Origin of the sequence: Sorangium sp. So ce1153 (assembly GCF_051521595.1) — a bacterium.
GTDB lineage: Bacteria > Myxococcota_A > Polyangia > Polyangiales > Polyangiaceae > Sorangium.
Window position 1 is genome coordinate 12947012 of record NZ_CP150361.1, and the last position, 13320, is coordinate 12960331.

The window sequence follows — 13320 nt, forward strand, 5'->3', positions numbered from 1 at the left end:
CGGTTCGATGCGGCGCCCGGGTCACACCGTGATCCGGCGCTCGTTCGCGTTGCTCCTCGCCAGCGTGTGCGCGGGCTGCCACGGCGGCGGCCCGTTGCTCCACCCGGCCCACGTCCTCCGCCCGGGCTTCGTGAGCGTCGGCGCAGGTCTCTCCGGCGAGATGGTCGTCGCCGGGTCGCCTGCGCTCGCGTCGCCTGACGCCGGCGGCCCGGCCGCGCCGGAGAGCACCGCCCGGCTGAAGCTCTCCGAGATCGCGGTGGCGCCGGGCGTGGCGCCCTGGGCCAGCGCCCGCGTCGGGATCGAGGGCGAGAACGAGGCCGGGCTGACGTACACGGGGCGGGCGATCCGGCTCGACGGGCGCCATGCGTTCCCGCTGGGCGAGGCCGCCCTGTCGATCGGGCTCGGCGCCTCGGCGCTCTTCTCGGGCGGGCCAGGCGCGGCCGCGGAGGGGAGCGACGTCCACGGCGCCGGGATCGATGTTCCTGTCCTGCTCGGCTTCCGGTCGGACGCGGATCTCTACGCCGTCTGGTTCGGCCCGCGGCTCGGGTTCGAGCTCCTCGGCGGCGAGGTGCGGCTGCCCGCGCCCGGGACGGCGACGACCCGGAGCCCGCTCGTCGACGCGTCGGGCCAGCACCTCCAGGTCGGCTTCGTGCTGGGCGTGCGCGGCGGCTTCCGGCACGTACACGTCGCCGTGGAGGCCACAGCGACCTACCACCACGCCGACGGCGAGATCGCCGGCGCCCCGGTCGCGCTCGACCAGGGGACCGTCGCCCCGGGTGGCGGTGTCACGGTCACCTTTTGACGTGGCCGGAATCTAAGCCGCAACCGTGACTGTAAGAAGCGGATTTTCTTGCGATTTCTGTGGTCAGCGCAGGCGCTTGCCCGCCCGGAGGACCCGCCTTAGACTCGGATCTATGCGTCCCTATGGCGCCCTCTCCACCTCATGCCTCGTCCTCGCCGGTGCGGCCCTCGTCGGCTGCTCGGCGCCTGTCGCCGGCGACGCGGTCGACGTCAACGGGGTGGTCACCCAGGGGCTCGTGCGCGTCGAGCGCGCGATCAACCTGAGCCGGGACGCCGCCTGGACCACCTCCCCCATCGAGCTCGACGAGGCGGCGCTGCCGAGCGCCGACGTCGAGGGGGCGGGCTCGGTCACCAACGTGTCGGCGAAGTTCATGCGGCTCTCCTCCGCGACCGATCCCGAGCTCGCCGAGCGGGTCGTCGGCTCGTCGTTCGATCTCCCTTCTGCCGGCAGCTGCATGGTCCTCTCGCCCGCCGACGACGAGACGGCGACCAGCCTGAGCTCCCTGGGATCGATCGAGCTCCTCGATGCGGGCGACGTGACCATGAAGACCGAAAGCACGGAAATGCCGCTCGCCGCGCGCGCATTCCCGGATGTCGGCGACCTGGTCTTCGGCGTGTTCTACACGTCGCGCGACGCCACGAGCGATCTGCCGGCGCCGGCGCGGTACGTCTTCGAGAGCTCGGGCTCGGGGCTGCTCGACCGGTTCGCCTTCGCGGCCGACGCCCCCGCGGGCCCCGAGGAGGTGCGGGTCGGCGACGCCGCGCTGGCCGACGGCGTCGCGCTCGACGCCGGGGTCGGCGCCGTCGTGCAGTGGCGCGCCGACGAGGGCGGCGAGGCCGACCGGGCGCGGGACGTCATCTACGTCGACGTGACCTCCGCGCGCGGCACGGCCGTGCGGTGCGCCTTCAAGGACACGGGGAGAGGCGTGATCCCGGGCTCCCTGCTGGACCCCTCGACGCTCGGGCCGCTGCCGGCGAACGCCACGCTGGCCGTGCACCGGACGCGGCAGGTGCCGTTCAGCGCGTCGGGGGTCGACCTCGGCGAGGTGCGGTTCGACCTCTCCGTGATCGGCAGCGCGCGCATCGCCGCGCGCTGACGGTTTGACGGCCGACGTCGGGGTGGCGTACCAGGACCTGCGACGGCGCGCGGCCGAGCTCGCCGCGATCGGGCAGCGCGCCCGCGGCGCCGCGCTCCTCGTCGCGGCGGGCGATCACGCGGGCGCCTCGGAGCTGCTCGAGCGGGCCTGCGACTTCGTCGGCGCGTCCAGGGAGGCGCTGGCGGCCGAGGACCCGGCCCGCGCGGCGCTGATGGCCGCGCTCGGCGGCGACGACGCGCTCGCGCGCGAGGCGCTCGACCTGCTCGCCACCACGGCGTCCCGCGACGCCGCGCTGCGCGTCGCCGCCGACCTCGCGGCGCGCGGGTTCTCCCGCCACGCCGGCGCGCTGTTCGCGTCGCTCGGCGCGCACGCCGCGGCCGCGGAGGCGTTCACCGCGGCCCACGACGCGCGCCGCGCCGCCGAGAGCTTCGAGCTCGCCGGCCGCCCCGCCGACGGCGCGCGGGTGCTCGAGGCCGCGCTCCGCCGCCGCCCGGACGACGCGGCGTCGTGGCTCGCCCTCGGCGAGCTCCTCGCGCGCCACGGCCGCGCGGAGGCGGCGGTGCGCGCGCTCCAGCAGCTGCCGCCCTCCGCCGCGGAGCGCGCCCGCGCGCTGCCGCTGCTCTGCCGCTGCCTGAGCGAGCTCGGGCTCGAGGACGCCGCGCGGACCGTGCGCGACGAGCTCGCCCTGATCGACCCGGGAGGCCAGGAGGCGCCCTCGCCGCGGGCCTTCCCCGCCGGCGGGCCCGCGGCGGGGCCGCCCCCGGCGGGGCCGGTCCTGTTCGGGCGCTACGAGACCCTGCGCGAGGTCACGGCCACGCCGCACGCGCGCGTGGTCGAGGCGCGCGACCGGATCACGGCGGAGCGCGTCGCGGTGAAGATCTTCGCGGGCGCGGCGTTCGGGGCGGGCCGCGACGCGCTCCTCCGGTTCGAGCGCGAGGCGCGCGCGCTCGCGCAGCTCCGGCACCCGAACGTCGTCGCGCTCCGCGCATACCACCCGGACGGGCCCGCGATGGTGCTCGCGTGGATGGCCGGCGGGTCGCTGATCGAGCGGCTGCGGGGGGAGCCGGTCGCGCCCGCGCGCGCCGTCGAGATCGCGTGCGCGCTGCTCTCCGCGCTCGGCGAGGCGCACCGGCTCGGCATCCTCCACCGCGACGTGAAGCCGAGCAACGTGCTCTTCGACGAGGTCGGGACGGCGCACCTCGCGGACTTCGGCGCGGCGCACCTCGGCGACCTCTCGACGACGGCCACGGCCGGCGCGATCGGCACGTTCGCGTACATGTCGCCGGAGCAGCGGATGGGCCGGCCGGCGACGCTGGCGAGCGACCTGTACGGCGTCGGCGCGGTGCTCGCCGAGCTGCTCACGGGAGAGCCGCCCGCCCCCGCCGTGCGCGGGCAGCTCGACCCGGCGCCGAGCGATGTCCATCCGGACCTCACGGCGGCCCACGACGCGGCCGTGGCGGCGCTGCTCGCCGAGGACCCCGCCGCGCGGCCAGGCGACGCGTTCGAGGCGCGGCGCGCGATCACCTCGCTCTCCTGGTCGGAGCGCGCGCGGCCGCAGCGGTCGCGCGCGAGCACCCGGCCGCGCGCGAGCGACGCGCCGCCCTCGACGACGGCGCGGCTCGCGGCGACCCTGGAGGTCGGCGACGGCCGGGACGCGGAGGGCCGCTGGCGCGACGCCTGGCTCGATCGCGACGTCCTCGTGCTGCAGCTCGACGACGCGACGCTCGCCCGCGCCCGGGCGTTCGCGCGCGCCGGCCACGCGGCCCTGCCGTCGGTCCTGCGGGTCGATCTCGCCGCCGGCGAGGTCTGGATCGCGCCGCCCCAGGGCCGCGCGCTCGCCGACGAGGGGCGCGCCCTGACCAGGGGCCAGCGCGCGCGCCTCGGCGAGGCCATCGCGGCGCTCCACGCCGCGGGGGGCGCGCACGGGTGCATCGACGGCCAGCACCTTTACCTGCACGACGGCGAGGTCGTCCTGGCCTACCCGCGCGAGGCGCGCGGCGACGTGGGCGACGTGGAAGCCATGGCGGCGCGGGACCGCGCGGCGCTCCAGGAGCTCGACAGGAACGCGCTGGACGAGCTGTAGGGGAGACGAAGGGGACGGCCGCAGCGCTCGGTCGGGCGCGACCCGGCGAGCGCGCGGCGAGGGGTGGCCGCAGCTCCGGCTCAGTTCGGCGGAGACGGCGCCGGCTGCGGCGGCGGGGCGGGCTGCCCCGGCGGGGGCGAGGCGCGTCCGTCGAACGAGGAGCAGGCGTAGTAATCGTCCCGCTTGGTGATGTCGTAACAGCAGTAGTCGCCGTCGTACTCGGGCTCGCTGTCGACCGAGTCGACCTCGCCCTGGCAGTTGTCGCTGCCGAAGTAGTCGAGCGCTTCCTCTTGCGAGGGGCATGCGCCCTCGATCTCGGTCCATTCGAAGCACCCGACCTTGCCGCACCCCGCGGTCGCGACGGCGAGCGAAAGGGCTGCGAGCGACAGGGCGTGGACCGGGCAACGCACGAGGGCCGAACGGATGCTCGAGATCATGGACTCTCCCGGAGACGGACGCAGCGCGCGCCCGGGGCGAGCATACTCCGGTTCGGACGAAGCCGGCTGCCCCGGAGAGCGGCCGGGCTCGCCGAGCAGGCTTACGCCACGCGGGCGGCGGCGGGTCGTACGAGGCGGCGCGCGCGCGGCGCCTTCTGGTCGATCTGGACCGGCTAGGGTACACGACAGCATGGCGACCGGAGAGCAGGGGGCCCGGGCGGTGCGCGCGCCGCGCGGGAGCGAGCGGAGCTGCAAGGGGTGGATCCAGGAGGCCGCGCTCCGGATGATCCACAACAACCTGGATCCGGAGGTCGCGGAGCGGCCCGATGACCTCGTGGTCTACGGCGGCACCGGGAAGGCCGCGCGCTCGTGGGCGGCGTTCGACGTGATCGTCCGCGAGCTCCGGGAGCTCGAGGACGACGAGACGCTCCTCGTGCAGTCGGGCAAGGCCGTGGGCCGCTTCCGCACGCACCCGGACGCTCCCCGCGTGCTCCTCGCGAACTCGAACCTCGTGGGCCGGTGGGCGACGTGGGACGAGTTCCGGCGGCTCGAGGCGCTCGGCCTCACGATGTACGGGCAGATGACCGCGGGCTCGTGGATCTACATCGGCTCGCAGGGCATCGTGCAGGGCACCTACGAGACGTTCGTCGCCGCGCGGAAGGCGCACGCGGCGCGCGCCCCGGGCGGCGGGCGCTGGGTGCTCACCGCGGGCCTCGGCGGCATGGGCGGCGCGCAGCCGCTCGCCGCCACCATGGCGGGCATGGCCTGCCTCGGCGTCGAGATCGACCCGGCGCGCATCGAGAAGCGGCTCCGCACCCGCTACGTCGACGAGCGCATCGACGACATCGATCGCGCGCTCGACGCGGTCCTCGAGAGCGTCCAGCGCGGGGCGCCGCGCTCGATCGCCCTCTGCGGCAACGCCGCCGACGTCTACCCGGAGCTCGTCCGCCGCGGCGTCACGCCGGACCTCGTCACCGAGCAGACCGCGGCGCACGATCCGCTCGTCGGCTACGTCCCGCCGGGGCTCACGCTGGAGCAGGCGGCGGAGCTCCGCGCCCGCGACCCCGGAGAGTACGTCGCGCGCGCGAAGGCGGGGATGCGGCTCGAGGTCGAGGCGATGCTCGAGATGCAACGGCGCGGGGCCGAGGTCTTCGACTACGGCAACAACATCCGCACCTGCGCGATGGAGGCGGGCTGCCAGGACGCCTTCGCGATCCCCGGCTTCGTGCCGGCGTACGTGCGCGAGCTGTTCTGCCAGGGCAAGGGCCCGTTCCGGTGGGTCGCGCTCTCGGGCGATCCCGAGGACATCCTCGCCACCGATCGCGCGGTGCTCGAGGCGGTCCCGGGCGACCCCGACCTCCGGCGCTGGATCGAGCTCGCGGAGCAGAAGATCGCGTTCCAGGGGCTCCCTTCGCGGATCTGCTGGCTCGGCTACGGCGATCGCGCGAAGGTCGGGCTCGCCTTCAACGAGCTCGTGCGCACCGGCCGGGTGAAGGCGCCGCTCGTGATCGGGCGCGACCACCTCGACTGCGGCTCGGTCGCGTCGCCGTTCCGGGAGACGGAGGCGATGAAGGACGGCTCGGACGCGATCGCCGACTGGGCGATCCTCAACGCGCTCGCGAACACCGCCGGCGGCGCGTCGTGGGTCAGCTTCCACCACGGCGGCGGCGTCGGGATCGGCAACTCGCTGCACGCCGGGATGGTGATCGTCGCCGACGGCACCGAGGCCGCGCGTCGCCGGCTCGAGCGGGTGCTCACCATCGATCCGGGGATGGGGATCATCCGGCACGCCGACGCGGGGTACGAGACGGCGATCCAGGTCGCCGACGAGAAGGGCGTCCGGGTGCCGCACCGGGCGCCTCGTCCCTGAGGCCGCGCCACGCGACGCGCGCGGCCTCGGCTTCGGCCCTGAGGCCCCGCCGCGCTACGCGCGCGGCCGCCGCTTCGGCGCGCGCGGCGCCTCCGGCGCGGGCTGCGGCGGAGGCGCCGGCGGCGCGGCCGCGCCGCTGAGGGCGCGCAGCCGCGCGAGTTCCTCCGCGTAGCCGCGCCGCTCCTTGGAGAGCGGCGGCAGCTCGATCACCGCCGGCACGCGCGCGAGCCGGGCGTCGTTCACGAGGCGCCAGAACGGCGCGAGCCCCATCTCCCCGTCGCCGATGCGCGCGTGCCGGTCGAGCCGCTGGCCGAGCGCCGCCTTCGAGTCGTTCACGTGCATGCACCGCAGCCGGTCCATGCCGAGCAGCCGGCCGAAATCGCCCCAGAACCGCTCGTAGCCGGCCTCGCTCCGGAGGTCGTGCCCCGCCGCGAAGGCGTGCTGGGTGTCGATGCAGACCCCGAGCCGCGCCCCCGCCGGCCCGGCGCGCTCGATCATCGCGGCGATCTGATCGAGGCGGTCGCCGAGGGTCGACCCCTGCCCGGCCATGTTCTCGATGCACAGCTGCGCGCGGAGCCCCTCGCCCCGCGAGAGCACGATCGCGAGGCTCTCGCCGATGCGGTCGAGGCCGGCCTCCTCGCCGAGGCCGCGGTGCGCGCCCGCATGGAACACGACGAAGTCGATCCCGAGCGCGTCGCACCGCGCGAGCTCCTGGAACAGCGCCTCCCGCGAGCGCTCGAGGATCGCGGCGTCGTCGGCGCACAGGTTGATGAGGTAGCTCGCGTGGGAGAGCGTCCGACCCGCGCCGGCCCAGCCCGCGCGCGCGGCGCGGAACGCGGCGATCTGCTCCGCGCTCAGCGCGGGCTCACGCCACTGGCCCGAGACCTTGGTGAAGATCTGCATCGCCTCGCACCGGTCCTCCCCCGCCAGCGCGATCGCGCGGTGAAGGCCGCCGGCCACGGACTCGTGCGCGCCGAAGATCATGGGCCGCACTGCTTGGGTCGCCGCTGGCGCGCCGGCAAGGCATTGCTCCGGACGCGCCCGATCTGCCACGGCGCCCGCCGGCCAGCGCGAACGCGACTACGACCGGATCACGCCGTCCGACGCCGCGCGACAACGGCGATTCCGCGAGCAATCCGCGATCCAGGGGCTGGCAAACGTCGTGCCTGAAGGCCGCGAACCGCGGTTCGCGGCACCTCGCCCTTGACGCGTTACGGCCCAGGCGCGAATTGAGCGGCCTTCCTGGAGTCTCGATGAGCCATATGGGTGTTACGAACGGGGCTGGGGCGGGACGGACAGAGCTCGGCTCCCCGGGTGAAGCCGCCGGCCAAGAAACCGCGGCGGCCCCGCCGCTGGTGCCGTCGCACGTGCTCTCGGGCAAGCGGCTCGTGGTGGTCGGAGGCACCGGGTTCCTCGGCAAGGTCTGGCTGGCCATGCTGCTCGCGAGGTTCCCGGAGATCGCCCACATCTACCTGCTCGTCCGGGCCAAGGAGAACCAGTCGCCGGAGGAGCGCTTCTGGTCGCAGATCGCCACCTCGCCGGTGTTCGATCCGATCCGCGAGCAGCACCCGGGGCCCGCCTTCGAGGCGTACCTCCGGCAGAAGATCACCCCCATGAACGGCAACGTCGGCCTGCCGCTGCTCGGGCTCGGCGACCGCGTCGGGGAGCTCACCGGCCAGATCGCCGCCGTCGTGAACGTGGCCGGGGTCGTCGACTTCAACCCCCCGCTCGACGAGGCGCTCGAGGTCAACGCGTTCGGCATCAGCAACCTCGTCGAGCTCGCGCGGACCCTCGGGGCCAAGGTGATGCACACGAGCACCTGCTTCGTCGCGGGCTACCGCTCCGGCCTCATCGAGGAGAACCACCCGGCCGAGATCCCCTTCCCCCGCGCCGCCGGCGAGACGTGGTTCGGCGCCGCCTGCCCGAAGCGGACGCTCGATCGGTCGCACTGGGACCCGCAGCGCGAGATCAGCGAGTGCCTCGACCTCGTGAAGCAGGCGCGCCAGCGGTGCGAGGACGCCTTCCGGCAGAGCGCCTTCCTCGACGAGGCCAAGGCCAACCTCGCCGCGCGCGGCGAGCCGGGCCGCGGCAGCGCGCTCGAGAACGAGCTCGCCAGGGTGAAGCGCAAGTTCATCAAGGACCGGCTCGTCGAGGCCGGCAAGGAGCGCGCGCTCTTCTGGGGGTGGACCAACATCTACACCTACACGAAGAGCATCGGCGAGCAGGTGCTCGCCAGCTCCGGGCTGCCCTTCACCATCGTCCGCCCCGCCGTCGTCGAGACCGCCGTCGAGTTCCCGTTCACCGGCTGGAACGAGGGGATCAACACCTCGGCGCCCTACCTCTACCTCGCCTCGAAGGGGCAGGTGCAGTTCCCGGGCGACCACGACGTGCGGCTCGACCTCATCCCGGTCGACATGACCGCGAGCGGCATGATCGCCTCGCTCTGCGAGCTCATCGAGGGCCGCGCGCCCGCCGTGTACCAGTACGGTTCAACCGACACGAACGGCTGCCGCGTGACGCGCTACCTGGAGCTCGCCGGGCTCTACAAGCGACGGCAGGTGTTCGAGGGGAAGAAGACCGCGCTCTTCGACGTCGTGTCGTCCCGCTTCGAGCCGCGCGGGCTGAGCCGGCAGCAGTACAACGCGCACGGCGCGCGCGCGATCGAGGGCGCGCTCCGCGGCCTCGGGGGCCTGCTCAAGACGGCGGGCGTCGGCCCCGCCGCCGCCCTCCTCAGGCCGGCGGCCGCCGCGCTGGAGAGCGCCGCGAAGACCGAGCAGCGGACGGCCACCCTGCTCGAGGTCTTCATGCCGTTCGTCGCCGAGGCGGACTGGGTCTACTCCTGCGCCAACACGCGCGCGGCCATGGCCCGCATGCCGCCCGAGGAGCGCGCGCGCTTCGTCTGGGCGCCCGAGAAGATCGACTGGCGCGACTACATCTGGAACGTCCACCTCCCCGGCCTGGAGAAGTGGGCCTTCCCGCTCATGGAGGACATGCTCCGGCGGGAGATCAAGCCGCTGCGGCCCTACGACAGCCTGGTCGACCTGCTCGACGAGGTCGCCGAGCGCTTCGATCACGCGCTCTCGCTCCAGCAGATCGAGCAGGACGGCCTCTCGCGCACGAGCTACCGCGAGCTCCGCGACGCGGCCTGCAAGACGGCCGCGCGCCTCGCCGCGCTCGGCGTCCGCCGCGGCGATCGCGTCGCGCTCTCCGGCGCGAACCAGCCGTCGTGGCCCATCGCCTACTTCGGCATCCTCCGCGCGGGCGCCGTCGCCGTCCCGATCGATCCCGCGCTCGACGCGGCGGCGTTCGCGGCCGTCGTCCGCTCGTCCACCGCGAAGGTCGTCCTCTGGGACAGCGCCGTCGAGGAGAAGGTCGGCGCCGACGTGCGCGCGGCGCTGCCGAACCTGTACGCCTTCGACCTGGTCGGCTTCGCCGAGGGCCGCGCGGCCGACCTGGGCCTGGCGTCCGGCGACGGGCTCGCGCCCCCGGACGTGCGCGTGGGCAGCGAGGACGTCGCGAGCGTGGTCTACACGAGCGGCACGACCGGGGAGCCGAAGGGCGTGCTGCTCACGCACGGCAACTTCACGGCGCTGCTCGCCTCCCTCGCCCCGCTCTTCCCGCTCAAGGCGAGCGACCGCGTGCTCAGCGTGCTGCCGCTCCACCACACCTTCGAGGTCACCTGCGGCCTGCTCCTGCCGCTGTCGCAGGGCGCGCGGATCATCTACCTCGACGAGGTGTCGGCCGACCGGGTGAGCGACGGGCTGAAGCGGGCGCGCGTCACGGCGATGGTCGGCGTGCCGGCGCTCTGGCAGATGCTGGAGCGCCAGATCGTCGCCAGGGTGAAGGAGCAGGGGCCCGCCACGGCCACCGCGTTCAGCTGGGCCATGGAGCTGAACCGCATGCTCGGCAAGCGCTTCGGGCTCAACGCGGGGCGGCTCTTCTTCGGCAGCGTCCACGAGGCGCTCGGCGGCAACGTCCGCTTCCTCATCTCCGGCGGGGCGGCGCTCCCCAGGGACACGGCCGCCGTGTTCAAGGGGCTCGGCCTGCCGCTCGCCGAGGGCTACGGCCTGACCGAGGCGGCGCCGGTCCTGACCGTCGCCAAGGTCTCGCCGGCGGCGAGCCCGGGGAACGTCGGCAAGCCGATCCCCGGCGTGCAGATCAAGATCGCGAACCCGGACGCGAGCGGCGTCGGCGAGGTGCTCGCGCGCGGCCCCAACGTCATGAAGGGCTACGCCGACGGCCCCGACGCGACCCAGGCCGCGCTCGACGCGGAGGGGTGGCTCCACACGGGGGACCTGGGCAAGCTCGACAAGCAGGGGCGGCTCGTCCTCGTCGGCCGGCAGAGCGAGGTCATCACCGCGGCCAAGGGCGAGAACGTCTACCCGGCGGACGTCGAGCGCCAGCTCGGCAAGGTCCCGCACGTCCGGGAGCTCGCGATCGTCGGGATCGACAACGGCCGCGGCGGCGAGCAGGTCGCCTGCCTCGCCGTCCCCGCGCCCCTGAGCGCCAAGGACGGCGACGGCGACGAGGCGCTCGCGCGGGCCGCGCAGCACGAGCGCGCGCTCGATGCGCTCCGGACGGCGATCCAGGCGCTGCCCAAGCCGTGTCATCCCATGGCCTTGCACCTCCACGACGCCGACCTGCCGCGCACCGCGTCCGGCCAGGTGAAGCGCCCCGAGGTGAAGGCGATCGTCGAGCGCCTCGCCGCCGAGGCCGCCGCGTCCGCCGACGCGAGCGCGGGCGCCCTCGCGCACGACGCCGGCGGGGCGGCCGCGGAGCCGAAGCCGCACGCGCCCGGCGAGGAGCCCATCCACATCCCCCGCCCGGTGGCCGACTTCGCCAAGCACTGGATGAACAAGGTCCAGTCCGGCTTCTACGGGAACGTCATGCGCCCGAAGGTCTACGGGCGCGCGTTCATCCCGCACAACCGCAACACGATCGTCGTCTCGAACCACGCGAGCCACCTCGACATGGGGCTCGTGAAGTTCGCGCTCGGCAGCTACGGCGACGGCATCGTCTCGCTGGCCGCCCAGGACTACTTCTTCGAGGGCAACCGCTGGCGGCGCGCGTACTTCGAGAACCTCACGAACCTCGCGCCCTTCGACCGCAAGGGCGGCCTCCGCACGGCGCTCCGCCAGACGGGCGAGATCCTCGACCGCGGGCGGACCGTGCTGCTCTTCCCCGAGGGCACGCGCAGCCCCGACGGCAGCATCCTGGAGTTCAAGCCGGCGATCGGCCACCTCGCGCTCACGCACAACGTCGACATCCTGCCGCTCTACCTGGGCGGCACCTTCGAGGCGCTCCCGAAGGGGCGCAGCGTCCCGATCCGCCGCGACGTCCTCGCGCGCATCGGGCCGCCGCTCGAGATCGGCGACCTCCGGCGGCTCACCGCCGGGATGAAATACGCGGTGGCCTGCCGCAAGGTCGCGGAGCTCACGCAGCTCGCCGTGATCAAGCTGCGGGAAGGCGGCGCCCTCGACCTGCGCCGGGTCGAGAGCATCGACCAGGCCGCGAGCACGAAGGAGCACCCGCTCACGCTCCTGTTCCGCGAGCTCGAGTCGAAGTACGTGGTCGGGCGGGTCACCCAGCCGATCACCTACTACGTCACGCTCGGAACGGAGGAGGAGGCGAAGTGGACGCTGCGGATCGACCCGGCCGGCTGCGAGGCGCGGGTCGGCAAGCCGAGCCAGCAGGCGGACTGCGTGCTCAAGACGACGCCGGAGATCTTCACCAAGATCGTCCGTGAGGCCTACACACCGAGCCCGATGGAGTTCATGACGGGCCTCGTGAAATCGAACGACATCTCCCTCCTCCAGACCTTCCAGAAGGTTTTCGACCTCGCATGAGCCGCTACCTCGTCACCGGCGCGACCGGTTTCCTGGGCTCGCACCTCGTCGCGGAGCTCCGCGGGGCGGGGCACGACGTCGTGGCGCTCTGCCGGGCGGAGGCGCCCGCGCTCGTCGAGCAGCAAGGTGTTGAGCTCCGCCGCGGGGACATCCTCGACGCGGCGTCGGTCCGCGCCGCCGCCGAGGGCTGCGAGGGGCTCTTCCACTGCGCCGGGCGCGTCTCGCGGCGCCGCGAGGACGCCGAGGCGCTCTACCGGACGCACGTGGAGGGGACGAAGCTCACCCTCGACGCCTGCCGCGACGCGGGGGTGAAGCGCGCGGTCATCGCGAGCACGAGCGGCGTCGTCGCGGTGAGCAGGGACCCGGACGACATCCGCGACGAGACCGCGGCGCCGCCGATCGACCTCATCGCCGGCTGGCCCTACTACCGCTCGAAGCTGTACGCCGAGCGCGCGGCCTTCGATCGCAGCGGGCCGGGCTTCGAGGTCGTCGCCGTCAACCCGAGCATCCTGCTCGGCCCGGGGGACGTGCACGGCGCTTCGACCGGAGACGTCGTGAGCTTCCTCGAGCGCAAGGTGCCCTTCATCCCCGCGGGCGGCCTCTCGTTCGTCGACGCCCGCGACGCGGCGCACGGCATGGCGCTGGCCATGGAGAAGGGCCGCCCGGGCGAGCGCTACCTGCTCGGGGCCGCCAACATGAGCCTGGACGTCTTCTTCCACCGCCTCTCGCGCATCTCGGGCGTCCCGGTCCCCGCCCTGCGGCTGCCGCGGAGCATCGCGCTCGCGAAGGCGGGCGCGCACCTCCTCGAGCGGGCGCGCAAGCGACTCCCGTTCGACCTGCCGGTCGACCCGGTGTCGGCGGAGATGGCTCAGCACTTCTGGTACCTCGACTCGACCAAGGCCCGGCGCGAGCTCGACTGGACGCCCCGCGACCCGCTCGAGACGCTGGCGGACACGGTCGCGGACCTGCGCGCGCGCGGCGTGGTCTGGCCGCAGGCGTAGGCGGAGATCGCGGCCGCGCTGTGCCGCGCCCGACAAGCGCTGAAGCGACAATGTAAGGACGCCATTGAGACTTCAATGGTCGGTCCCGCCATCTCCCCGCACGCACAAGGTTGCCCCGCGCGATGGCGTTACGCCACAGCCGCGCTCGCCACGGGCGCCGCTCCGGCCTGAGGCTGCCGGGCGGC

General features: G+C 74.3%; 8 protein-coding genes. 6 read left to right on the forward strand and 2 right to left on the reverse strand.

All coding sequences use genetic code 11. The features are described 5' to 3' along the window. Positions 1-7 precede the first annotated feature (7 nt). The 3 genes from WME85_RS47135 to WME85_RS47145 all read left to right on the forward strand — a co-directional run bounded on the left by WME85_RS47135 (position 8) and on the right by WME85_RS47145 (position 3981). The gene (locus WME85_RS47135; protein ID WP_437831237.1) at positions 8-802 is read left to right on the forward strand and encodes a hypothetical protein; all 795 of its coding nucleotides are present in this window, start codon (positions 8-10) and stop codon (positions 800-802) included. A 112-nt stretch (positions 803-914) separates the two neighbouring features. Further along, the gene (locus WME85_RS47140) at positions 915-1898 is read left to right on the forward strand and encodes a hypothetical protein (protein ID WP_437831239.1); all 984 of its coding nucleotides are present in this window, start codon (positions 915-917) and stop codon (positions 1896-1898) included. Positions 1899-1902: 4 nt separating this feature from the next. After that, the gene (locus WME85_RS47145) at positions 1903-3981 is read left to right on the forward strand and encodes a protein kinase domain-containing protein (RefSeq protein ID WP_437831241.1); all 2079 of its coding nucleotides are present in this window, start codon (positions 1903-1905) and stop codon (positions 3979-3981) included. 80 nt (positions 3982-4061) lie between these two features. Here the strand turns inward: WME85_RS47145 and WME85_RS47150 are convergent, their stop codons facing one another. Beyond that, positions 4062-4418 carry a hypothetical protein gene (locus WME85_RS47150; RefSeq protein ID WP_437831243.1) on the reverse strand — a complete coding sequence of 119 codons (357 nt, stop codon included), beginning with the start codon at positions 4416-4418 and terminating at the stop codon, positions 4062-4064. 190 nt (positions 4419-4608) lie between these two features. Between WME85_RS47150 and hutU the strand changes: the two genes are divergently transcribed. After that, on the forward strand, positions 4609-6288 hold the full coding sequence (hutU, locus tag WME85_RS47155) for a urocanate hydratase (RefSeq protein ID WP_437831244.1): 1680 nt from the start codon (positions 4609-4611) through the stop codon (positions 6286-6288). A 54-nt stretch (positions 6289-6342) separates the two neighbouring features. Here hutU and WME85_RS47160 read toward each other — a convergent pair whose 3' ends face one another. Beyond that, complete coding sequence (locus WME85_RS47160) at positions 6343-7272, reverse strand: deoxyribonuclease IV (RefSeq protein WP_437831246.1); 930 nt, start codon at positions 7270-7272, stop codon at positions 6343-6345. A 371-nt stretch (positions 7273-7643) separates the two neighbouring features. Here WME85_RS47160 and WME85_RS47165 point away from each other — a divergent pair, with 371 nt between their 5' ends. Further along, a complete protein-coding gene (locus WME85_RS47165) occupies positions 7644-12134 on the forward strand; it encodes an AMP-binding protein (protein ID WP_437831248.1) in 4491 nt (1496 codons plus the stop codon). Beyond that, entirely contained in the window at positions 12131-13135 is a 1005-nt protein-coding gene (locus tag WME85_RS47170) for an NAD-dependent epimerase/dehydratase family protein (RefSeq protein ID WP_437831251.1), read from the forward strand. The genes WME85_RS47165 and WME85_RS47170 overlap by 4 nt, the downstream gene beginning before the upstream one ends. The last annotated feature ends 185 nt before the right edge of the window (positions 13136-13320 follow it).

Bases quoted from the DNA above. Each gene is read 5' to 3' on its own strand.
- WME85_RS47150 (WP_437831243.1), bottom strand. From the start codon at position 4,418: ATGATCTCGAGCATCCGTTCGGCCCTCGTGCGTTGCCCGGTCCACGCC.
- WME85_RS47135 (WP_437831237.1), top strand. From the start codon at position 8: ATGCGGCGCCCGGGTCACACCGTGATCCGGCGCTCGTTCGCGTTGCTC.
- WME85_RS47160 (WP_437831246.1), bottom strand. From the start codon at position 7,272: ATGATCTTCGGCGCGCACGAGTCCGTGGCCGGCGGCCTTCACCGCGCG.
- WME85_RS47170 (WP_437831251.1), top strand. From the start codon at position 12,131: ATGAGCCGCTACCTCGTCACCGGCGCGACCGGTTTCCTGGGCTCGCAC.
- hutU (WP_437831244.1), top strand. From the start codon at position 4,609: ATGGCGACCGGAGAGCAGGGGGCCCGGGCGGTGCGCGCGCCGCGCGGG.
- WME85_RS47140 (WP_437831239.1), top strand. From the start codon at position 915: ATGCGTCCCTATGGCGCCCTCTCCACCTCATGCCTCGTCCTCGCCGGT.